Here is a 22,211-nt window from a genome sequence, read left to right as displayed (position 1 = left end):
GCCAGCCGAGGTAAAACCATGACCGACCCACGTCGCGTGCTGTTCGTCTGCGCCAGAAACGATGTTCGCTCACCCATGGCCGAAGCCTTGCTTCGCCACACCGACCCTGCCGACTTCCAGGCCTTCAGCGCCGGGCTTGAGGCCACCGAGATCGATCCACGCACGTTCGAATCCCTCGAACACATCAATGTCGATGCCAGCGGCTTGCGCAGCAAGTCCCTCGAGGATTTCGAAGGTCAGGCGTTCGACTACGTCATCACCCTGTGCGACAAGTCCTCCGAAGAGGCCTCGCGCATGCCGTTTACCGGTGAAGTGATCGTCTGGAGCTTCGAAGACCCGACCACCAGCGAAAGGCACGATCCGTTCCGCCATACCCTTCAGGAAATCGGCGACCGCATCAAAATGTTCGTCACGGTGAAAACCCGACACGTGGCCCAGACGCCGTCAGTCAGCGAATCCTGACAAGCCTCGAACACCGTCTACCCTCATCGGTCACAACCCTCATGAAGAAGGTGGAGACGGGTATGCAAACGGACAAGGTTGACTCAAACGAAGCCTCGGTGCTGATCGACGAGCGAATCCGCGAGCTGGCTGACTGGCGCGGCGAAACCCTGGCCCGCATCCGCAAGATCATCCGGCAGGCCGACCCGCAAGTGATCGAAGAGTGGAAGTGGCGGGGCGTGCCGGTGTGGTCCCGTGCCGGGATCATTTGCACCGGCGAAACCTACAAACAAGTGGTGAAGCTTACTTTCGCCAAGGGCGCTTCACTGGACGATCCATCGAAGCTGTTCAACGCCAGCCTTGAAGGCAATACGCGGCGTGCGATTGATATTCGCGAGGGTGAGCAAATCGATGAAAAGGCGCTGAAGGCATTGATTCAGGTGGCAATCGAGCTCAATACATCCCGATCCAAAAAGTAAGCCATGCACAGGCCCCTGTGGGAGATTCTATGGTTGAGGGGAAGCCCTCAACCGACTTTTGGCTGGTATTCGCTTTGCCCCTTGAGCAAGGCGAATACGACCCGAGCAAGTTGCGAGCCAGTATCACCAGTGCCTGAGTGGTGCTGAACCCTCGAGCTCTTTGTGCCGCGTAAAAATCTTTCCAGGCTGGTGTACGACTGGCCGACATGGCTGCGTTGTGCAGAAGTCGGCGAGCTTCCGGATCACCTCGTTTGGTCAAGCTTCGGCGACCGTCTTTTTTGTCCTGACTTCGCCACCCGCAAATCCATTCCCAGAAAGGCGATGAAGGCATCTGCGTTTCTGAAATCGCCTCGCTGGAATGCTGCGATCAAGCGGGCTCCGGTCAAAAATCCGATGCCTTCAACTTTCAGACAGCGCTTCAACTGACCGAGTAAACCGGCTTCTTTCAGATAATCCTTAATCGTCTTTTCGACCAGCGCCTCAAGCTGTTGCATGGATTTCACTTGCTCGGCGAAAGCGGTCTTCAACAGCGGTTCATTCGCCCAGCTTTGCACCAGGCCCACTCGTGCCTGAACCAGAGCCGCCCGGCGGCGAAAAGGCTCAAGAGCTGACGGTACAGCGGTGATGGCGGGGTCCAGGGATGAAGATCGTCACCTTCGTTCTTCAGGTAGCGAGCGAGCAGCCTGGCATCCAGCGCGTCGGTTTTGGCGCGGACACTCACCCCCTTTGCGGTAATGGCTCAGCTCATAGCCACCCACCATGTAAATCACGCAGCCGGCCTCGTAGGCCAGATCGGCGAACTCCAGGTGATAGATATTGGTCGACTCAATGGCGATGGCCACTGTCCTCGGCAAGTCCTTCAGCCACTGCTTGATGGCTGCCTTGTTGTTGGGAATCGTTTCAAGCAGGTCAAGTTCGGCGTGATAAATCACCAGTTCATTCTTGGCGACATCCACGCCTGCGATCGGCTTTGAGACAGAAACCGGCATTGCCATTAAATTTCCTCCGGGATATGGTTTTGAGCACTTGAAGGGCTCACCCAGAGGCGCAGGCTTGTTCCTATCGTCGGTCTAGCCAGATGCATTCTTTATCGGCGCTTGGGTGAAAGGAGGAGGCGAAATCTCCCACGGATCTGTACTGCGTCAACAGTCAGAATCGGGCTTTGTCCCTCCTCCTCCCTTCAAGTCCTACCATACAAGCGGGCTTGCTCGCGAAGAGGCCATCACCTCCAACATCGCAGGTGGCGGGTTGACCGCCTTCGCGAGCAAGCCCGCTCCCACAGGGAATGCACATCATTGCCGGTCATGTTCCAATAGCGAGCATTCGCAGACTGGAATCGCAACATGAAGAAAATCGCCGCACTGACCCTCGTCCTGGCGCTCAGCGCTGGCCTGTTCAGCACATCCGCCCTTGCTGCGGGCGATGCACAGGCCGGGGAGAAAGTGTTCAAGCGTCTCTGCAGCGGCTGCCATCAGATCGGCGAATCGGCTCGCGCCTTCTTTGGCCCGCAACTCAATGGCGTGATCGGTCGCCACTCCGCCGTGACCACGGACTACGTGTATTCCGATGCGATGAAATCAGCCAACCTGGTCTGGGACCGCGAAACCCTGATCGCCTACCTCGAAGCACCGAAGAAGGTCGTCCCCGGCACCCGCATGATTTTCTGGGGCCTCAGCGATCCGGAAAAAATCGAAGATTTGCTTGCCTACCTGCAAACCTTCCCGGCGCAATAATCACGCAGTGGCCTGCTGGTCGGCTGCCAGATTGTCCACCAGCCATTCAGTGAAGGCCCGTGCCATCGGGATGTTCTCGCTGTCACGGTGCGTCAGCAGCGCCCAGTTCGGGCCGCGGATGGTTTGCTCCACCATCGGCCGCAACAACCCGGCGGCCCGCGCCTGCCGACTCAGCAACTGGCTCACCAGCGCAATGCCGAGCCCGGTGCAGGCTGCGTCCAGCAGTAAACCCGGATCGGAAAAATTCAGTCCCTGATCCATCTGCCCCACATCGATTGCCGATTCCACCGCCCAGTGGCTCCAGTCCATTTCCCGCTCGCCATGCAGGGTGGTGCGCTGCTTCACCGGCACAGCCAACAGGTTCGGGTGACACGCCGGGTAGAGGCGGTCGGCGTGCAGCACCTTGAAGCTGCATTCGGCCTGGGAACTGATGTCGTCGCGCACCGCCAGGTCGATGGTCTGGCTGGCCATGTCCGGCACTTCATCGGTGCTGAAAATCCACAGATCGACCTGGGGATGCTGCCGACGGAAATCCCCCAGGCGCGGCAACAACCAGTGCCGGGCAAACGCCGGGGTGGTGTTGAGCACCAGTTGATTGGGTTTCTGGTATTGCCCAAGCCGGCGAATGCCCACCGCCAGTTGCTGCAACAACGCCTGGGTGGTGCTCAGCAGATCGTGACCGGCATCGGTCAGGCTGACGCTGCGCCCGCTGCGATAGAACAGCGGTTGTTCAAGGTAAGCCTCAAGGCTGCGGATCTGCTGGCTGATCGCCGATTGGGTGAGGTGCAACTCTTCGGCGGCCTTGTGAAAACTGCCCAGCCGGGCGGCGGCTTCGAAGCCGCGCAGGGTGCTCAGGGGCGGCCAGTGTTTGAGCATATCGATAAGTTCCTCTAATCAGTTGCCTGCAAAATCCATCGTTTGTTTGCCCGTTTTACCAGTCGTAGCATGCATGCCAAGACCGCCAAGGCCGTTTTCATTGAACACAATGACTTAACTTAGAGGTACTTGTCATGCAGCAGAACGCAATTCAAAACAGCGGTTGGATGATGCCAGCCGAGTGGGTCACCCACGCCGCGACCTGGATGGTCTGGCCGCACAACAAGACCCTTTGGGAGTCAGGCTGGCGGGTGACACTGCCGCAGGTTCAAGAGGACTTCGCCCGCGTGGCCAACGCCATCGCCCGTTTCGAACCGGTGAAACTGGTGGTCGATCCTTCGGCGGTCGCCAGCGCCAAAGCCTTGTGCGGGCCGAACATCGAATTGATCGAACTGGCGGTCAACGACAGCTGGTGCCGTGACTCCGGCCCGAGCTTCGTCTGCCACCCGCAGCAAGGTTTGGCCGGTGTGAGCTGGCGCTTCAATGCCTGGGGCGGCAAGTCGGCCCACGATCTGGACGAAAGCCTGGCCCGTCGCGCGCTCAACCAGTTGGGGCTGGAGTGTTTCGGCACGGCGCTGAGCAACGAGGGCGGTGCGATTCATGTGGACGGCGAGGGCACGTTGATCACCACCGAGTCGGTGTTGCTCAACCCCAATCGCAATCCGGGCGTGACCAAGGCCGAGATCGAAGAGATCTTCACCCGTCTGCTGGGGGTGAAGAAAACCATCTGGTTGCCGGGCGATCCGGACTACGTGACCGGCGACATGACCGACGGTCACGTCGATGGCGTGTGCGCCTTTGCCCGTCCCGGCGTGCTGCTGGTGGACGCCACCCACGACAAGCAATCGGTGTATGCCGAAGTGGCCCGGGAAAACCGCCGTGCCCTGGAGTTGGCCACCGACGCCCAGGGCCGCCGGTTCGAGCTGATCGAACTCCATGAAGCCACCGATGCGGTGGACACCGAGGCCGAAGTGTTTTGCGCTTCCTACACCAACTTCTACATCGCCAACGGCGCGATCATCATGCCGGCCTATGGCATCGATGCCGATAACGTCGCGGCCCAAGTGCTGGTGCAGGCATTCCCGGGACGCGAAGTGGTGCCGGTGCGGATCAACCATCTGGCCCATGGCGGTGGCGGTGTGCATTGCATCACCCAGCAACAGCCGGCCTGGCCGGTGCGGGGTTGATGCCATGACACTGCTGACCATCGCCACCACCCAGATGCCCTGCACCTGGGACCTCAAACACAACCTCGACCAGGCCGAGCAACTGGTCCGCGAGGCCGCGGCCAAGGGCGCGCAGGTCATCCTGTTGCAGGAGCTGTTCGCCACGCCGTATTTCTGCATCGAGCAACACCACAAACACCTGGCGCTGGCCGAGGAATATCGCGACAGCCTCGTGCTCCAGCGCTTTGCCGCATTGGCGAAAGAGTTGGGCGTGGTGCTGCCGCTGAGCTGGTACGAGAAGGCCGGCAACGCCTACTTCAATTCACTGAGCGTGGCCGACGCCGACGGGCGTCTGTTGGGGGTGTACCGCAAGACCCACATCCCCAACGCCATCGGCTATCAGGAGAAGGAATACTTCAGCCCCGGCGACAGCGGTTTCCGGGTCTGGGACACCGCGTTCGGGCGCATCGGCCTGGGCATCTGCTGGGACCAGTGGTTCCCCGAAACCGCCCGCTGCCTGGCCCTGATGGGCGCCGAAGTGCTGCTGTTCCCCACGGCCATTGGCTCCGAGCCGGGCTGCGCAACGCTGGATTCGCGCGATCACTGGCAGATGACCATGCGCGGCCACGCCGCCGCCAACCTGCTGCCGGTGGTGGCCGCCAACCGTGTCGGCCGGGAAGCGGCGACCACCGACCCGACCCTGCAAATGAGCTTCTACGGTTCGTCGTTCATCTGCAACCACAAGGGCAAGTTGCTCGCCGAAGCCGACCGCGACAGCACCGGCGTACTGGTCCACAGCCTGGACCTGGCGGCCATGCGCGAAGACCGCCTGACCTGGGGCATCTACCGCGATCGCCGTCCGGAAATGTACGGCGCCTTGTTGACCCAGGACGGTCGTCAGATCCATTCACGCTGGGCAACCCAAGGGGTGTGACATGAACACGATCAACAAGCTGTGCCTGGCCATGGGGCTGGCGCTGACCTGTGCGGTGCCTGCGCTGCACGCCGAAGAGAAAACCCTGCGGCTGTACAACTGGGCCGATTATTTTGCCGAGGACACCCTCGGCAAGTTCACCGCCGAAACCGGGATCAAGGTGATCTACGACGTCATGGACGGCAGCGAAACCCTGGAAGCGAAAATGCTCGCTGGCGGCAGTGGCTACGACCTGATCTTCCCCGGTGACACCGTGGCCGAGCGCTTGATGCGTGCTGGCAGTTTGCAGCCGCTGGATCAGTCCAAAATCACCGGCCTGAACGACGTCGAGCCCGGATTGCAAAAGCTGCGCTCGCACTATGAGCATTCGAGCAAGGCCACGGTCCCGTATACCTGGGGCACCATCGGCCTGACCTACAACGCCGAGCAGATTGCCAAGCGAGCGCCGGACGCGCCGGTCGACAGCCTGGACATGCTGTTCAAACCGGAACTGGCGGCGAAGTTCGCCGACTGTGGCATCTCGATGATCGACTCGCCTGACGAAGTGCTGGCCGTGGTGCTCAACTACCTCGGTCGCGATCCACGCAGCGCCAAACCAGCCGACCTGGCGGCGGCGAGCGAGTTGCTGATGAAACTGCGGCCATACATTCGCAAGTTCCAGTCGCAACCGGTGACCGATCTGGTCAACGGCAACCTGTGCATGTCCCTCGGCTACAGCGGCGACATGACCCAGGCGCAGCGCACATCTGACAGCGCCGGCAAGAAAACCACCTTCCACTACCGCATTCCCCGCGAAGGCACCACGGTGTGGATGGACACCATGGCCATTCCCGTCGACGCGCAGCATCCGGAGTACGCCTACGCGTTCATCAACTTTGTGATGCGCCCGCAGAACATGGCGGCCATCAGCAACTTCACCGGCTATCCGACCTCCAACGCCAAGGCGCGGCCGGACGTCGATGCCGCGATGCGCAACAACCCGGACATCTACCTCGATGCAGCCACCTACGCGCGGCTGATTCCCGGCAAGGACATACCCCAATCCGACATGCGGGCACGCATGCACACCTGGACCAAATTCAAGACCGCTACCGTTAAATGATCACTGGCCGGCCCGAGGGCCGGCCAAACCCGAGATATCAGGAAAATACATGCCGACACGTCGAACATTCATCAAGCAGGTATCGGTCGCCGCCGGACTGGGTGCGCTGGCCTCCATGGGACTGGGCTTTGCCTCCCTGCCGGTGCGAGCGGCCGGTAATGGCAAGTGGTACATGCCCGATGAAGGGGACAAACACCAGCGGGCCTTCATCGCCTTCAGGGCACAGGCCGCGATCTGGGAGGATTTCACGCCCCACGTGCAGGACGCCCTTGGCCGGATCGCCCGCAGTATCGCCCACTACGAGCCGGTCACCGTGTTCTGTCGCCAGAGCGAGCGGCGCCTGGCCGAAGCCAAATGCGGCAGCCACAACACGACCTTCGTGATCGCCGAACTGGATGACATCTGGATGCGCGACATCGGCGCCAATTTTGTCGTCGATGGCAACGGCGACCTCGGCGCCGTGGACTTCAACTTCAATGGCTGGGGCAACAAACAACAGCATGAGGAGGATGCACAACTGGCCGCCCGGGTCGCCGGAAACGCCAAGGCGGATTACCTGCGCAGCGAACTGGTGGGCGAGGGCGGTGGCATCGAAGTGGATGGCCACGGCACCGGGATCATGAACGAAAGCAGCTGGCTCAACCGTAATCGCAATCCCGACTGGAGCAAGGCCGACGTCGAAGAGGAACTGAAAGAACGGCTGGGCCTGCGCAAAATCATCTGGCTGCCGGGCATCAAGGGCAAGGACATCACCGACGCCCATGTCGACTTCTATGCGCGCTTCGTCAAGCCCGGCGTGGTGATCGCCAACCTCGACAACGACCCCGAGTCCTACGACTACAAGGTCACTCGCGCCCATCTGGAAATCCTCGAAAATGCCACGGATGCCGATGGTCGCAAGTTGCAGGTGCATACCCTGTCGCCACCGCTCAACCCGCGCAACAGCCGGTTCAGCAAGGACAACCCGGACTTCGCCGCCGGCTACATCAACTACTTCGTGATCAATGGCGCGATCATCGCACCGCAATTCGGCGACAAGGAAGCGGATGCCAAAGCCTTCGACCTGCTGTCCGAACTCTACCCGGACCGCGAGGTGGTGCAGCTCGACATCGACGCGATTTCCGCGGGCGGAGGTGGCATTCACTGCGTGACCAGTCACCAGCCGTTGGTGTGATGACTTCAGGTTTTACACAAAACCTGTGGGAGCGGGCTTGCCCGCGAAGGCGGAGTATCAGGCGACATTGATGCTGAATGTGCCGGCCCCTTCGTCGGAACGCCGCCCGGAGCAAGCCCGCTCCCACAGGGGTAATGCTGTTCATTCAAGCGAGAATGATCCCCTGTAGGAGCGAGCTTGCTCGCGATGAACTCAAGAGCACCGTGTTTAGCCAGCAAGCACGCGTTTTCGTTAACGCCCATCGCGAGCATGCTCGCTCCTACAGGGGGGATAAGGAATTCAGGCCTTGCTGGCCTTCAGGTAAGCACCGAGGCGCCGCCCCATTTCCTCACCCAACGCCTGCAAGCCACTCAGTGGCCGCACCATCACTTCAAACTCGACAATCCTGCCCTGTTCGTTGAAGCGGATCATGTCGATGCCCTTGAGCTCTTTCTCGCCGACCTTGGCGCTGAACTCGAGAATCACGTTCAAGCCATCCGCCGTCGCCAGTTCGCGGTGGTAGGCAAATTCCTCGAACACGTTCACGACCGTGTTGAGGATCATCGACACCACCGGCGCCCCCGGATACGGCGTGTGCGCCATCGGCGAACGGAACACCGCCTGCGGATCGAGCAATTCGGGCAAGGCGCTCAAGTCACGCTTGCCGATCATCGCGTGCCACTGCTGCAGGGACGCTGCGACGTTGGGGTTCAGGTTCAGCTCAGACATCTTCAACTCCTGTTTTTTATTGTTGTGGTGCGAAAACGTTGGTCGATCACCCTGGCGGCATCGTCGGCCCATTGACGGTAGAGCATCGGCCCCGGATGAAAACCATCGCTGGCCATCAAGCCCGGTTCGGGTGCCAGCGGGGTGTTCAGCATCGTACATCGATCCATGCGTGCGGCCAGATCCGCTAGATGTGCATTGAAGCGGCGCGCCCTGAACCCCAGGAACCAGCGCAGCGGCTGCGGCAGGGCGGGGAACAAATGCATGGGCGGAAGCGGCGACAGCACAATCTGCCTCACCGCGAATTTGTCGCATAACAGTGCGATCAATCGCTGTTGCCGAGCGAGCCACTGATCCAGGGAGAGTGAGCTGGTGACATCGTTGACGCCAATCGACAACAGCGCCACATCGAACGGCTCCGGGGCGTGCTGTTCCAGCAGCGCCAGCAACCCTTGCGAATCCAGGCCGGAGCGCGCCCAGAGTTTCCACGACACCTGAAAATCATCAGCCAGGCGCTCGACCAGCCGACCACTGAGGGCTTCACCTTGAGTCGCCGCCCCCACGCCAGCAGCGGCGCTGTCGCCCACAATCAACAAGCGCAGAACCTCGCCACTGCCGGCCTCGCCCAGGCGCTCACCTTCGGCCTCCGGCAACCTGGGCGTTACCCGCCGCGTGTACAGGCCCTGTACCAGCAACAACGGGCCGAGCAGGATTTTGGCGAGGGTTTCAGTGCGGCTCATGAACAGGCGCCTGATTGAAGAGGGAGATTACCCAGCGAACTCATCGTCGAAAATGCTCTCGATTGGCAACGCAAATGCCCGGGCAATCTGAAACGCCAAGGGCAGGCTGGGATCATAGCGGCCATTTTCGATGGCATTGATGGTCTGCCGCGAAACATTTAACAACGCCGCCAGCTCGACCTGAGACCACTTGCGTTCGGCACGCAGTTCCTTGAGCCGGTTTTTCATTGATACCGCCGCTTGGCAAGCCTGAGCCCGATCATCCACATCAGGCCCATCACTGGCCACACACAGACCCAGGACACGTGTGGAAAGCCGACATTCTCCAGAAAACCGTAGGTGAAGGTCAGCAATGCAGAAGCGGCAAAGGCAAAACCGAGCGCTTCGTACTGAATACGCAAATGCATTTCGTCCAGCGTGCGCACATTGCGCACCACCGCCCAACACATCAGCCCTGCTGGAATCACAGGCAACAGAGTGATGATGACCTTCAGCGCCATGGCCATTTCTTGCTGGTCTTTAAGCAGAATCACCGACACCAGCAACAACAGGGTGTACAGCGTAATCGCGATGCCCATTTCAATGTAGAAGCGTTTCATTGCATCCTCCTGATGTAAAAGCCCCTTTACATATTCGCCGGAGATTTCACGAATGTAAAGGGTGTTTTACATGGGGCCTGCCCATGAAAAACCCGGTTGATTGGGCCAGGCTCTTCGTCTGAATCACTCGCTGTCATCGACCCCACAACATACAACTCGCCCGTTGCGCGAATCATCGCCTGGCCATGCAGCTAGCCCTGGGCGGAGAGGGCGGGCACAGGTGCCTCCGGTGCAGAGTCGGGAAGGCACAGAATAGAGCGTGCACAGGTGGCGATCAGCCGACTGTCTCCGGTTGCCGCGCAGGCCGAGCCTCTTGTGTACGTAACTGATGGCTCATGTCGTTGCAGTTACGCGACCAGTCCGTCAGCCATGGCGGCATCGATGGCGATTGCTCTGGCAAACCCAGCTCCAGCGCGAATTCACCGGGTGCCACCGTGCCTTTGCCCGCGCGGAACAGACCACGCATCACCACCACGCCGACCACCCGGCCCTTGCTCACGAAACGGTGCTCCATAAAGGTCCACTTGTCGTCCCAGCCAAGCATGCGGGTATGTATTTCAAAGGCTTCGAACAGGCGCAACTCTCGGCGGAACTTGCCCCAGGTATCACCGACAATCGGCACGGCCTTATGACGAAGCGCCACGCGAAAGGCGCCGCTGCGCAGTACGTAATCCATTCGCCCGATGTCTGCCAGCGTGAAATAGCGACCGTTGGTGACGTGCCGGTTGAGGTCCAGATCCAGCGGCCACACGCGCATGCACACAACGGTGGTCGCCGAGGCGTCCACGGGTTTGCGCCACGGGCGACGCAACAGCATAAGGAAAAGTCGAAACCAGAGATTCATAAGTGCGCCACCGTTGGGTTGATGGCTGCACTTTAGGCCATGAAAATCGGCTAAGGTAGGTGCGCAAATGACATTTTTCATGCGGAAAGTGCAATGGAGTCGCTATGCACATCACCTTGTTACTGGCTGATCAATGCTCCGCCGCTAGCGCAACCATGGCCCTGGAAGTGCTCAGTGCCGCCAACCTGTTCGCCGATAGCGACCCACCACCGTTCAGGGTGGTCAGCGCTTCGCTCGATGGCGCCGATGTCGCTGCCTGGGGCGGGCAGCGCTTGCATGTGAACCGTTCCACTCGCGAGATCCCGCGAACCGATCTGGTCCTGATCCCGGGATTCCTCTTCACCCTCAAGGACGCCTTGCCGGCCTTTTGCGCCTATGGGCCGTGGCTGCGTGAGCAGCACGCCCAAGGTGCTGTGGTGGCTTCCATGTGCACGGCGGCGTTCATGTTGGGTGAGGCCGGGCTATTGAACGGCACCCGTGCGACCACGCACTGGGCTTTTGCCGAGCTTTTCCGTCGCCGCTATACCGAAGCGTTGCTGGACGAAGGGCAAATCATTTGCGAGGACAATCGCGTGGTCACCAGCGGCGGCGCGAGTGCGGCCATGGACCTGTTGCTGCACCTGGTGCGTCGCTTTGTGTCACTGGAACTGGCGCAAAAGTGTGGCAAGTACCTGTTGGTCGACTCGGTGCGCAGCGAGCAGTCGGTATATGTGATGTGGTCAATGCCCAAGAGCCATGGTGATGGCGACATCCTGCGGGTGCAAAACTGGCTGGAAGAACGCTTCGATCAGCCGTTGTTGATCGATGATGTGGCCCAACAATTCGGCTTCGGCGTGCGCAACTTCAAGCGACGTTTCAAGGACGCCACCGGCTACACGCCGATTGCCTACCTGCAGACCTTGCGTCTGGAAAAGGCCAAACAGTTGCTTGAATCCACACGCATGACGCTGGACAGCATCACCTATGCCGTGGGCTACGAGGATGGCAACTCGTTTCGCAGGCTGTTTCAACAACGCGTCGGGCTACTGCCGGCGGCTTACCGGAAGCGGTTTCAAGCGGCGGCGAGCTGAAGAGGAAAGAGCGTCCATGAAAGCCCGGCCGATTGGGCCGGGCTCTTCGTCTGGATCACTTCGCTGTCATCGACTCACAACGCACAACTCGCCTGTCGCACGAATCATCGCCTGTCCATGCAGGGAATCCTTGATCAGCGCGGAGCGTTCGGTGGCCAGCCATTGCGGGCAGTTCGGGTCTTTGCGGTAGGGCAGGAAATCGGCGTACTGCTTGAGCAGCAGGGTTTGCAACTTGTCGAGCTTCGGCCGAATCTCGTTGCCCAGGTCCGGCCGTGGCGTGTCCGGTGCCTCGTGCGCCGCTTGCCATTGCGCGAGCCGGCCGTATTGCAGCAGTTTGCTGGCTTCGATCTGGGCGGCGATCTGGGCGGCGATCAGGTCGGCGACATCGTCGGGGTCGAGCTTGCGCTCGGCCGCCTGCTTCCTGGCGTTGGCGATGACTTGCGCTTCCCGGGCGTTGTCCTGGACCGGTTTGCCGCTGTCCCACTTGGTCAGCGCCACCAGTTCACTGATGTACAACCGCTCATTCATCGTCGCCAGCAAGGGTTGCAAGGCATCGGGCGCCGCAGGCGTCGTGCCGGCCTGGGCACCGCCAGCGAACAGACCGAACAGGGCGCAGGCCAGCCAGTGCGGCAGGCGTGGGGAACGGGGCATGGGCAGAACCTCCTTGGACGCAGTAATCACTGCGGCTTGTGTATCACAAGTGCGGCCAGGGAACGACAGGTTGCGAAGGAATCAGGCCAGCAGCCGTTCAATCTGCGCCAGTTCCCAGGTGCTGAGCAAACTCACCGGGTCGGTGCCGAAGCGCTGCCCGTTGTCGAACGCATACTCGCGGCCATCGGGGCTTTGGCCGTGCAGGCAGTGGCGCAAGTGGCCGGCGTCGACGTCGAGCGTCAGGCGCCAGCCTTCGATGTCGATCTGTACATGACTGGACTCGCAAGCTTCATCGACTCGCTGGAAGGTGCGAATGCCCTGGGCGGCGTCGCGCAACTGTTGGTAAACCTCGCGGGCGGTGAGGGCGGGCACTGGTGTCTCCGGGGCGAAATCGGGGAGGCACAGGATAAATCATCGGCCTGCAAAAAAGCCCGGTTGATCGGGCTAATGCCAATCAATTAAGGGTTTGAACACTGCAATCATTGTGGGAGCGGGCTTGCCCGCGAAGGGGCCGGCACGTTCAGCATCAATGTCGCCTGACACGCCGTTTTCGCGGGCAAGCCCGCTCCCACAGGTTACTCATTGCTCGCTCTATTTCCTGTTCAACGCCGCTTCCGCCGCGGCAATTTCGGCCTGGCGCTTGACGATCATGTCGCCCACCGGCGGCCCCTGGAACCGTCGTGCTTCAAAACCGAACCAGACGATGGCGGTCAGGATCAGGAAGCCGATGGTGATGTACAGCGCCCAATCGTTCGGTGGCTGGATGCCGATGACGAAGATGATGATCATCGACAGGACCGAGAGAATGGCGAACACCGAGTACCAGAAACGCCCCATGTTCCATGGCCCCATGGTCGGCCACTTCGACGTCCCGTAGGTAAACAGGCCGAGCACGATGGGAATGGCGAAGGAGAAGAACAGGAAGATCACCGTGCAGGACACCACGATGGTATAGACCGGCGTTGCCCCGATCGAGATCACCGAAGATCCCCAGTCGAACAACACCGCGAGGGTGGCACCGGTCCAGATGGCCGCGACCGGGCTGCGATGGGTCGATGAGACCGAGGACAGCGCTTTTGAACAAGGCAGGCCGCCGTCCCGGGAGAACGCGAAGATCATGCGTGAAACCGAGGTGACCGTAGCCAGTCCGCAGAGCACCTGCGAGATGAAAATCGCCACGTACAGCACGTCCCGAAGCAACGGGTTCACCTGCGTATTCATGGCCCAGAAAAACACGTTCCAGCCTTGCTTGGCCGCTTCGTCCATGCTCGGCAGCATCAGCACGAACGCGCTTAGCATCAGCCAGCCGAACAGCAACGACCAGACCACCGACATGACCATGCCACGGGGCACCGACATGGCCGCATTGCGGGTTTCCTCGGAGGTGTGCGCAGAGGCGTCATAGCCGGTGATGGTGTAGATCGGCAACAGCAGGCCGAGCATGAAAATCCAGCCGTTCGAGACCTGCGGCCAGACACTGCCGCCCACCTCGCCGGAATAGTTGTTGAAGGTCCACAACCGCGCGAATTCATAGCTGGGCGCCGAGATCAGGCAGACGATGGTCAGCGCCAGCGCGGTGGCGAAAATCAGGTAGCCGGAGAAGTCGGTGAGCTTGGCGGTCAGGCCGATGCCCAGGTGGTTGCACAAGGCCTGCAGGCCGGTGAGGATCGCCAGGAAAATCACCCTGACCGTGGTCGTGTCCTCCATGCCCAGTGCCGGTCCGAAGGCACCGAAAAAGAAGTAATAGGTGCCGACGTTGATCGCCCCGAGCACCGTGACCAGCCCCAGCAGGTTGAACCACGCGGTCAGCCAGCCCGTGAAGCGGTTACCCAGGATCGAGCCCCAGTGGTACAGGCCGCCAGCGGTGGGGTAGGCCGAGGAAATCTGCGCCATGGCCATGGCGAACACCCCGGAGATCAGGCAGCCGATCGGCCAGCCGATGCCGATGGATATACCCCCCGCGCCCGAGGTGCCCTGGGCCAGGGAGTTGATGCCACCCGAGAGGATGCAGATGATCGAAAAGGAAATGGCAAAGTTGGAGAAAACGCCCATTCGTCGTGAGAGTTGCTGGGCATAGCCCATGCTGTGCAGCACTTTGACGTCTTCGTCTTGCGCGTCGGTGCCGGGCTGGCTTGCTGGGTTCATGATGTGTGCCCCTTCAGGTTTTGGACAGGCCGAACTGAGCCGCCGTAGGCTCGACCTTGGATTTCTGTAGGAGCGAGCTTGCTCGCGATGGACTTGAGGATGACGTGGGGTGTCAGGCTCCCCGCTTCATCGTTGACGTTCATCGCGAGCAAGCTCGCTCCTACAGACGGCCGTGAAACGCCGCGTCGAAAATCCTTGCCACGCCGTCCCGGGTCAATGGCAACGGGTTGCCGCCGGCGGAGGGGTCGACAATCGCCATGTCCGCGATCAGGTCGGCCTGCCGGTCATCCACGCCCAGCTCAACCAGGGTATGGGGCACGCCGATGTCCTTGCGCAGCTTGAGGACGAAGGCCTGGAAGCTGTCGAACCCCGGGGAGGGCAGGCGCAGGTAAGCCGCTAGGCGGGTGATGCGCTCCTCGATGGCCGAGCGATTGAACTGCAGGACATAGGGCATGAAGGTGGCGTTGGTCATGCCGTGATGGGTGTCGTACAGCGCGCCCACCGGATGCGAGAGCGCATGCATCCCGCCCAGGCCTTTCTGGAATGCGGTGGCGCCCATCGCCGCCGCCGCGAGCATTTGCGCGCGCGCCTCAAGGTCCGACGGCGTGTGTACCGCTTTCACCAGTGAATTGGCCACCAGGCGCATGCCTTCCACGGCAATGCCATCGGCCAGGGGGTGAAAGCCGGGGGCGCAGTACGCTTCCAGGCAGTGGGAGAATGCATCCATGCCGGTGCCGGCGGTGATTTTGGCCGGCATGCCGACGGTGAGGGCCGGGTCGCTGATCACCACGCGCGGCATCATTTTCGGGTGGAATATGATGCGTTTGGTGTGGGTGCGCTCATCGATGATCACCGCCGCACGACCGACTTCGGAACCGGTTCCCGCCGTGGTCGGCACCGCAATGACCGGGGCGATGCGGCTGTCGTCGGCGCGGGTCCAGTAGTCGCCGATGTCCTCGAAGTCCCAGACCGGGCGGGTCTGGCCGCTCATGAACGCAATCAGCTTGCCCATGTCCAGGCCACTGCCGCCGCCGAAGGCGATCACGCCGTCGTGCCGGCCGGCACGCCAGGCGTCGAGCCCGCCGGCCAGGTTGGCTTCCACCGGATTGGGCTTGAGGTCGCAGAACAGCGCGACACCAAGACCGGCGGCGCGCAACGCGTCCAGGGCCGCCGTGGTGATCGGCGCGCGCGCCAGGCCGCTGTCGGTCACCAGCAACGGCCGCTGGATACCCTGGCTGCGACAGACGTCGGCCAGTTCGGCGATGCGCCCGACACCGAAACGAACGCTCGTGGGGTAGTTCCAGTTTCCTGTCAGGTTCATGGTCTACACCTCGTGACGCAGATGAAAGGATTTGGCCCGGGTCAGGTGCTCGTAGCCCAATGGCGACAGGGTGACGCCGCGTCCGCTGTGCTTCACGCCGGTCCAGGCCAGTGCCGGATCCAGGTAATCACAGCGGTTCATGAACACCGTGCCGGTGGCGATTTCGTTGCCCAGGCGCTCGGCCGCTGCGAGGTCCTGGGTCCAGATGGAAGCGCTGAGCCCGAACTCGCTGTCGTTCATCAAGGCAATGGCCTCGTCATCGCTGGCCACCGGCATGATGCCGACCACCGGGCCAAAGCTTTCGTCGCGCATGACCGACATTTGATGGGTGACATCGACCAGGACCTGCGGCGCGAGGTAGGCGCTGCCCGGTACGTCGGCGGCAAATGCCTGCGGATCGATCAGCGCCGTCGCACCCTGGGCCAGCGCTTCGGCGATCTGGCCACGAACGAAGAATGCGGCGCCCGGTGTCACCAGCGGACCGAGGGTAGTGGCTTCGTCCAGCGGGTTGCCCAGCACGTACTGGCGGGTCAGTTCGGCGAAGCGCTCGACAAACACCGGGAAGATTTTCTGGTCGACGTAGATACGTTCCACGGCGCAGCAACTCTGCCCGGAATTGAAGAAGCTGCCGTCCACCAGATTTTCCACCGCATGTTCAAGGTTGGCGTCTGCGCGGACATAGGCCGGGTCTTTTCCGCCGAGCTCCAGGCCCATGCCGAGAAATTGTCCGCTGGCGGCGCTTTCCATGACTTTGCCCGCCTCCACGGAACCGGTGAAGTTCACTTGCTGCACGCGCCCGCAAGCAATGATCGCCCCGGTCGATACATGGTTGAGCAGCAGATTCTGGAACAGCCCCTCGGGCAGTTTTGCGCGACGCATGGCCTCGGCGAAACGCTCGCCCACCAGCAGCGTCTGGGACGCATGTTTGAGGATCACGCTGTTGCCGGCCATCAGCGCCGGGATAATCGTGTTCACCGCCGTCAGGTAGGGGTAATTCCACGGGGCGACGACCAGCACCGTGCCCAGCGGTTCGCGCTTGATATAGCGTCGAAATCCCGCGACAGGCTCGGGTTCTACCCGGTCAAGGACCTGCGGTGCGATAGCGATCATGTGCCGGGCGCGTTCAGCGAAACCGCGCAACTCACCGGCGCCAAAACGCACGGGGCGGCCCATCTGCCAGGCCAGCTCCGGCACGATGTCCGCCTGCATCGACAGCATCGCGTCCACCGCGGCAGTGCAAAACGCCGCGCGCTCGCTCAGTGGGCGGCGTTGCCATGACGCCTGTGCGCTGGCAGCGGCCGTCAGCGCCTGCTCGACCTGCGCCGCATCGGCCACTTCGCGTTCGACGTACACCCGGCCATCGACCGGGGAGATCAGTTGAACCTTCTCAGTCATGATGTTCTCAATAGCGCTCGAAGCCGCGCTGCAATTCCCAGTCGGTGATTCGCCGGTCGTACTCTTTCTGCTCCCACTCGGCGGTGTGCACGTAATGGTCGACCACCTCATCGCCGAACGCCTTGCGCAACATGCCGGAGGCCTTGAGTGCGGCGCTCGCTTCGCGCAGGGTCTTGGACACTTCCGGCAAATGCTCATCCAGGTAGGCGTCACCTTCGAACGGCGGCGCGAGGTCGAGTTTCTCGTCGATACCGGCCAGGCCCGCCGCGATCAATGCGGCGAAGGCCAGATAGGGGTTGAGGTCGGCGCCACCGATGCGGCATTCGATGCGGATGGCCTTGCTGCCTTCGGCACACAAGCGAAAGCCGGCGGTGCGATTGTCGCGGCTCCACACCGCCCGGGTTGGCGCAAAAGTGCCAGCCTGAAAGCGCTTGTAGGAGTTGATGTAGGGCGCGAGAAAGCAGGTGATGTCGTTGGCGTACTTGAGCTGACCGGCGACCCAGGCGCGCATCAGTTTCGACATGCCGAACTCGGCTTTGGCGTCGAAGAACAGCGGCTTTTTGGCGTTCTTGTCCCACAGCGAATTATGGATGTGACTGCTGGAACCGGCGGCGTCGTAGCGCCACTTGGCCATGAAGGTGATCGCCTTGCCCTGCAACTGGGCGATCTCTTTGCAGGCGTGCTTGATGATGACGTGGTGGTCGGCCATGGTCATGGCATCGGCGTAGCGGATGTTGATCTCTTCCTGGCCCGGGCCCCATTCCCCCTTGGAGTTTTCCACGGGAATGCCAGATGCCTGCAAATGCTTGCGAATCGCCCGCAGCACCGGCTCTTCGCGGGTGGTCTGCAGGATGTTGTAGTCCTCGATGTAATGGCCGGCGGTTTTCGGTTTGTGATAGTTGCGCTCGTGGATCGCCGCGTAACTCTCATCGAACAGATAGAACTCGAGTTCCGAGGCAAACATGCCGGTATAGCCGCGCGCGTGCAGGCGCTCGACCTGTTTTTTCAGAATCGCCCGAGGGCTGTGGGGCAGGTCCTGGCGATGGTGATGATCGAGCACGTCGCACAGCACCAGCGCCGTGCATTCAAGCCAGGGAACGCGCCGCAGGGTGGACATGTCGGGCTTGAGCACGAAATCGCCGTAGCCCTTGCTCCAACTGGCCGCGGCGTAACCCGGCACCGGCTCCATGTCGATGTCATCGGCCAGCAGGTAGTTGCAGCAATGGGTTTCTTCGTGGCCGCTGTCGATGAAAAACTCGACCTGGAATCGTTTGCCGACCAGCCGTCCCTGCATGTCGACCATGCAGACCAGCACGGTATCGATTTCGCCGGCAGCCGCGGCGCGTTTGAGTGCATCAAAACTGAGGAGGGGCTCGGTCATCACGTCAATCCTGCGTGAAAGGTTTGGGCCAGTCTGAGATCGCTGTTGCAGACGCTCTCCAGAAACACCCAAAACCTGCAGAACCGAGCATCATGAGCAACGAGTTGATCAAAGCTTAGCCTACCGGTGCAAAGTGCAAGTTTTGCCAGGTGAAAGCCAACGCACGACCTGGCCCCCTGTAGGAGCGAGCTTGCTCGCGATGGACTTGAAGGCACCGCGCTTAATCAGAAAACCCGCGTCATCGTTGACGACCATCGCGAGCAAGCTCGCTCCTACAAGGTGAGGCGAGTTGCCGTCACTCCGGCAACCCGGCCAGCCGCAGTCCATCGGCGAAACGGGCGAAGTCCTCAGGCCGTTGAATGGGCAGCCAGTCCTTGAGGGTGGCGAGGCGCAAAGAGGGATCGAGCTCTCGCAGGCGTTGCATCGCCCACTTCGCTTTATCCATTCGTCCGCCGAGTGCATGACTGGCCGCCACCAGCGCCGCCGCGGCCAGCAGGCTGGGCAGGTTGCCCAGTGCCTTTTCCGCCCAGTCTGCAGCGACATCGAAGTGCCCGGCGAAGAAATGCGCGAGCGCCATCCCGACCTGCATCCTGAACATTTCCGGATCCAGCGGGCTCAAGCGAACGGCATGGTTCAAATGCTCGATGGCGGCATCTGTTTCACCGTGCAGCGCCCGCAGGATACCGCCCAGAAACCAGGCGGGGGCGAGGTTGGGATTGAGCAGGCGCGCCCTGTCGAGCAGTGCAATGCCGCCGTCGATTTCACCGGCGAGATGGCTCAGTGCATGTCCGCCGCGCGTCAGTGCGACCGCATCATCCCGGCCGAGGGCCACCGCCAGACGCGCCAGCCGTATGCCCTCGGCGACTTCTGCAGGCCGATCGGTCATCCAGCCATTGATCTTGCGCCAGAAGTGGCACCAGGCGGCCATGCCATAGGCCGAGGCAAATTCTGCATCGAGTTCGATGGCCTTGTAGAACATCGGCAGCGCCTGCTCGATGGCTTCCCGGCCGCCGCTGTGCAGTTTTGCCGTGCCGCGCAGGTAATAGTCGTAGGCATCCAGGCTTTCCGTCGGCTTGCGCTTGGCGCGTTCGATTTCCGCCCGTTCCAGTTGTGGCGAGATCGCGCCGACGACGCTTTCGGTGATCTGGTCCTGCAGCTCGAAGATATCGTCGAGCGTGCCTTCGAAGCGCTCCGCCCAGATGTGCGTCCCGCTGGTCGCGTCGATCAGTTGCCCGGTAATGCGCACCTTGTTCCCGCACTTGCGCACGCTGCCTTCGAGCACGTAGCGAACGCCGAGCTCCTGGCCGACACCCTGGGCGTCCACCGTCCGGCCCTTGTAGGTGAAGCTCGAATTGCGCGCGATGACGAACAGCCAGCGGATGCGCGACAGGGCAGCGATGATGTCCTCCACGACGCCATCGGCGAAGTATTCCTGCTCCGGATCGCCGCTCAGGTTCTGGAAGGGCAGGACGGTGATCGAGGGTTTTTCCGGCAGGACGAGTGTAGAGGAGGGGATTTGATTCGCAGCAGCGGACGAGCGTTCATCGATATCCGGCTGTCGCGCTTCCCCGGTCATGTCGACCTGGATCCGGCCAACGAAGCGGTAGCCCTTGCGGGCGACGGTGCGCACCAGGCGCTGCTCCTCACCGGTATCACCGACGGCCTTGCGCACCGCATTGATGTGGCTGGTGATTGTCGATTCCGAAACGATCCGGCCACCCCACACCGCCTTGAGCAATTCGTCCTTGCTGACGACGCGGTCGGGATTGTTGACGAACAGCAGCAACAGGTCGAAGACCTGCGGTCCGACGGCCACGACCTGCCCGCGCAAGGTCAGCTCCCGGCGCTTTTGATCGAGTACGTAGTCTTCAAAGGCGAATTGCAAATCGAGCATCCCCTGGCGAAGCGCCCTCAACGTCGTGTCCCAGGCGGCTGGCGGTTGGTAACGGAGAAGGATGATACGGCAGCCAGGCACCCGCTGCACCGTCCGCGCCAGGGGATGTTGGACAAGCAGCCTCTTCTTTGGACATAAATCCAAGCGCTCGCCAAGGTAAACCCAAGCCCGGTGCAAGGACTTGCCTCACGTGTGCAGGCAATCTCTCTCTACACCGACGCAATGGTTGCGTTCAACTAGCGGAGAGAAAAATCATGAAGATCGTCGTTATCGGAGGCTCCGGCCTCATCGGGTCGAAACTTGTGAACACCCTGCGCGAGCGCGGCCATGATGCGCTCGCCGCCAGCCCCAGCACGGGCGTGAACAGCATCACCCGCGAAGGCCTGGCCGAAGCGATGGATGGCGCCGATGTCGTTGTCGACGTGGCGAACGCGCCGTCGTGGGAGGACCAGGCCGTTCTCGATTTTTTTGAAACGTCGAGCCGTAACCTGCTGGCCGCCGAAGCCGCTGCCGGGGTTCGTCATCATGTTGCCCTGTCGATTGTCGGCAGCGAACGGCTTCCCGATACCGGCTATTTCCGGGCCAAGGTCGCGCAGGAAGCCCTTATCAAGGCGTCCGGCATGCCTTACACCATTCTGCGTGCCACGCAGTTCTCCGAGTTTGCCGGCGGCATTGTCCAGTCGTTCGCCGTTGGCGAGGAAATTCATGCTTCGCCGGCGCTGATCCAGCCGATCGCGTCCGACGACGTGGTAGCGGCGCTGGCCGATGTCGTGCTGGCGGCACCGGTCAATGGCACGGTTGAAGTCGGCGGCCCGGAAACCATGCCGATCGACGAACTGGCCAGGCGCTATCTGCGGGCGACCCAGGACAACCGCAAGGTCGTGCCGGACGTGCATGCGCGCTACTTCGGTGCAGTGCTCAACGATCAATCGCTGACCACCGGCAAGAACGCACGCCTGGGCGCGATCCGCTTCGACGACTGGTTGGCCCGGTCGATGGCGAAGTAATGGATCGCTCCATCACATTTCCCAATGCATCCAGGAGACATCCCATGATTACCCGATTGCTAATGGCCGCCGTCTTCGCCGCGCTCTCGATCAGCGCAGCGTCGGCCGCCGAGCCGCCCCCCGGCAAGGTGACCGTCGTGTTCGACCGGCCCATCCCCAACATCCCCGGCAAGAGCATGAGAGGCGTGGTCGTCGAGTACGGGCCGGGAGCCGCATCACCGGCCCACACCCATCCGAAAACGGCCTTCATCTATGCAACGGTGCTGGAGGGGGCGTTTCGCATCCAGGTCAAAGGCCAGCCGGAAAAGATCTACAAGGCCGGCGAAAACTTTGTTGAGGAACCGGGCTCCGTGCACCTGGTCAGCGCCAACGCCAGCGACACCCAGCCTGCACGCCTGTTGGCGGTGTTCGTCCTCGACACCGACGAAAAGGTGCTCGTAACTCCCATCAAGGAGTGAGCCGATCAACGCGCTCATGAAGGCTCGACAGCCGGGCGGCAGACCCTGCCGCCCTGTGGCTGCTGGAGTACAAGGCACTGCACAGGAATTGAAAAA

Annotated in this window: 23 protein-coding genes and 1 pseudogene; 10 read left to right on the top strand and 14 right to left on the bottom strand. The window is 61.5% G+C overall.

What is annotated here, in order from left to right; genetic code table 11:
- The first annotated feature begins 18 nt into the window (after nt 1-18).
- Nucleotides 19-462, top strand: a complete 444-nt coding sequence (locus RS887_RS19915; protein ID WP_322616695.1) for an arsenate reductase ArsC — start codon at nt 19-21, stop codon at nt 460-462.
- 62 nt (nt 463-524) lie between these two features.
- A complete protein-coding gene (locus RS887_RS19910; RefSeq protein WP_322616694.1) occupies nt 525-920 on the top strand; it encodes a DUF1801 domain-containing protein in 396 nt (131 codons plus the stop codon).
- Nucleotides 921-967: 47 nt separating this feature from the next.
- Here RS887_RS19910 and RS887_RS19905 read toward each other — a convergent pair.
- Nucleotides 968-1,915: pseudogene (locus tag RS887_RS19905) on the bottom strand (IS110 family transposase).
- A gap of 348 nt (nt 1,916-2,263) precedes the next feature.
- On the opposite strand from RS887_RS19905, the gene RS887_RS19900 reads away from it, so the two are divergent.
- Nucleotides 2,264-2,653, top strand: coding sequence for a cytochrome c family protein (locus RS887_RS19900; protein WP_322616693.1), 390 nt, complete (start codon nt 2,264-2,266; stop codon nt 2,651-2,653).
- On the opposite strand, the gene RS887_RS19895 is transcribed toward RS887_RS19900, so the two are convergent.
- Nucleotides 2,654-3,529, bottom strand: a complete 876-nt coding sequence (locus RS887_RS19895; protein WP_322616692.1) for a LysR substrate-binding domain-containing protein — start codon at nt 3,527-3,529, stop codon at nt 2,654-2,656. It abuts the gene before it with no gap.
- A 134-nt stretch (nt 3,530-3,663) separates the two neighbouring features.
- Between RS887_RS19895 and RS887_RS19890 the strand changes: the two genes are divergently transcribed.
- From RS887_RS19890 to RS887_RS19875, 4 genes are read left to right on the top strand one after another with little or no spacing between them, the layout of a single operon-like run.
- Nucleotides 3,664-4,716, top strand: a complete 1,053-nt coding sequence (locus RS887_RS19890; RefSeq protein WP_322616691.1) for an agmatine deiminase family protein — start codon at nt 3,664-3,666, stop codon at nt 4,714-4,716.
- 4 nt (nt 4,717-4,720) lie between these two features.
- Nucleotides 4,721-5,629 (top strand): N-carbamoylputrescine amidase, encoded by a 909-nt coding sequence (gene aguB, locus RS887_RS19885; RefSeq protein WP_322616690.1) that lies wholly within the window; start codon nt 4,721-4,723, stop codon nt 5,627-5,629.
- Between the two features lies 1 nt (nt 5,630).
- On the top strand, nt 5,631-6,731 hold the full coding sequence (locus RS887_RS19880) for an extracellular solute-binding protein (RefSeq protein ID WP_322616689.1): 1,101 nt from the start codon (nt 5,631-5,633) through the stop codon (nt 6,729-6,731).
- A 49-nt stretch (nt 6,732-6,780) separates the two neighbouring features.
- Nucleotides 6,781-7,905, top strand: coding sequence for an agmatine deiminase family protein (locus RS887_RS19875; RefSeq protein WP_322616688.1), 1,125 nt, complete (start codon nt 6,781-6,783; stop codon nt 7,903-7,905).
- A gap of 279 nt (nt 7,906-8,184) precedes the next feature.
- Here the strand turns inward: RS887_RS19875 and RS887_RS19870 are convergent, their stop codons facing one another.
- From RS887_RS19870 to RS887_RS19850, 5 genes are all read right to left on the bottom strand, one after another.
- The gene (locus RS887_RS19870) at nt 8,185-8,613 is read right to left on the bottom strand and encodes a nuclear transport factor 2 family protein (RefSeq protein ID WP_322616687.1); all 429 of its coding nucleotides are present in this window, start codon (nt 8,611-8,613) and stop codon (nt 8,185-8,187) included.
- 2 nt (nt 8,614-8,615) lie between these two features.
- Nucleotides 8,616-9,350, bottom strand: coding sequence for an SGNH/GDSL hydrolase family protein (locus tag RS887_RS19865; protein ID WP_322616686.1), 735 nt, complete (start codon nt 9,348-9,350; stop codon nt 8,616-8,618).
- 27 nt (nt 9,351-9,377) lie between these two features.
- Nucleotides 9,378-9,578: a helix-turn-helix transcriptional regulator gene (locus RS887_RS19860; protein WP_322616685.1), complete on the bottom strand. Its 201-nt coding sequence runs from the start codon at nt 9,576-9,578 to the stop codon at nt 9,378-9,380.
- Entirely contained in the window at nt 9,575-9,949 is a 375-nt protein-coding gene (locus tag RS887_RS19855) for a hypothetical protein (RefSeq protein WP_322616684.1), read from the bottom strand. The genes RS887_RS19860 and RS887_RS19855 overlap by 4 nt, the downstream gene beginning before the upstream one ends.
- 274 nt (nt 9,950-10,223) lie before the next feature.
- The gene (locus tag RS887_RS19850) at nt 10,224-10,793 is read right to left on the bottom strand and encodes a thioesterase family protein (protein WP_322616683.1); all 570 of its coding nucleotides are present in this window, start codon (nt 10,791-10,793) and stop codon (nt 10,224-10,226) included.
- Between the two features lie 104 nt (nt 10,794-10,897).
- Between RS887_RS19850 and RS887_RS19845 the strand changes: the two genes are divergently transcribed.
- Nucleotides 10,898-11,863 (top strand): GlxA family transcriptional regulator, encoded by a 966-nt coding sequence (locus tag RS887_RS19845; protein WP_322616682.1) that lies wholly within the window; start codon nt 10,898-10,900, stop codon nt 11,861-11,863.
- A gap of 66 nt (nt 11,864-11,929) precedes the next feature.
- On the opposite strand, the gene RS887_RS19840 is transcribed toward RS887_RS19845, so the two are convergent.
- The 7 genes from RS887_RS19840 to RS887_RS19810 all read right to left on the bottom strand — a co-directional run bounded on the left by RS887_RS19840 (nt 11,930) and on the right by RS887_RS19810 (nt 20,641).
- A complete protein-coding gene (locus RS887_RS19840; RefSeq protein WP_322616681.1) occupies nt 11,930-12,514 on the bottom strand; it encodes a chorismate mutase in 585 nt (194 codons plus the stop codon).
- Between the two features lie 81 nt (nt 12,515-12,595).
- Complete coding sequence (locus RS887_RS19835; RefSeq protein ID WP_322616680.1) at nt 12,596-12,886, bottom strand: hypothetical protein; 291 nt, start codon at nt 12,884-12,886, stop codon at nt 12,596-12,598.
- Between the two features lie 219 nt (nt 12,887-13,105).
- The gene (locus RS887_RS19830) at nt 13,106-14,659 is read right to left on the bottom strand and encodes an amino acid permease (RefSeq protein ID WP_322616679.1); all 1,554 of its coding nucleotides are present in this window, start codon (nt 14,657-14,659) and stop codon (nt 13,106-13,108) included.
- Nucleotides 14,660-14,819: 160 nt separating this feature from the next.
- Nucleotides 14,820-15,980, bottom strand: coding sequence for an iron-containing alcohol dehydrogenase (locus RS887_RS19825; protein WP_322616678.1), 1,161 nt, complete (start codon nt 15,978-15,980; stop codon nt 14,820-14,822).
- Nucleotides 15,981-15,983: 3 nt separating this feature from the next.
- Complete coding sequence (locus RS887_RS19820) at nt 15,984-17,375, bottom strand: aldehyde dehydrogenase family protein (protein ID WP_322616677.1); 1,392 nt, start codon at nt 17,373-17,375, stop codon at nt 15,984-15,986.
- Between the two features lie 7 nt (nt 17,376-17,382).
- Nucleotides 17,383-18,756, bottom strand: coding sequence for a glutamine synthetase family protein (locus RS887_RS19815; RefSeq protein WP_322616676.1), 1,374 nt, complete (start codon nt 18,754-18,756; stop codon nt 17,383-17,385).
- Between the two features lie 295 nt (nt 18,757-19,051).
- The gene (locus RS887_RS19810) at nt 19,052-20,641 is read right to left on the bottom strand and encodes a winged helix-turn-helix domain-containing tetratricopeptide repeat protein (RefSeq protein ID WP_322616824.1); all 1,590 of its coding nucleotides are present in this window, start codon (nt 20,639-20,641) and stop codon (nt 19,052-19,054) included.
- A gap of 263 nt (nt 20,642-20,904) precedes the next feature.
- On the opposite strand from RS887_RS19810, the gene RS887_RS19805 reads away from it, so the two are divergent.
- Together RS887_RS19805 and RS887_RS19800 are read left to right on the top strand one after the other, a co-directional pair.
- Nucleotides 20,905-21,657: an SDR family oxidoreductase gene (locus tag RS887_RS19805; RefSeq protein ID WP_322616675.1), complete on the top strand. Its 753-nt coding sequence runs from the start codon at nt 20,905-20,907 to the stop codon at nt 21,655-21,657.
- 44 nt (nt 21,658-21,701) lie between these two features.
- The gene (locus RS887_RS19800) at nt 21,702-22,115 is read left to right on the top strand and encodes a cupin domain-containing protein (RefSeq protein ID WP_322616674.1); all 414 of its coding nucleotides are present in this window, start codon (nt 21,702-21,704) and stop codon (nt 22,113-22,115) included.
- Nucleotides 22,116-22,211 lie beyond the last annotated feature (96 nt).

The organism is Pseudomonas sp. BIC9C (genome assembly GCF_034541995.1).
Lineage (GTDB): Bacteria > Pseudomonadota > Gammaproteobacteria > Pseudomonadales > Pseudomonadaceae > Aquipseudomonas > Aquipseudomonas fluorescens_CC.
The sequence above is the reverse complement of the archived record's forward strand: the minus strand, read 5'-3'. Positions and strand labels throughout refer to the sequence as shown.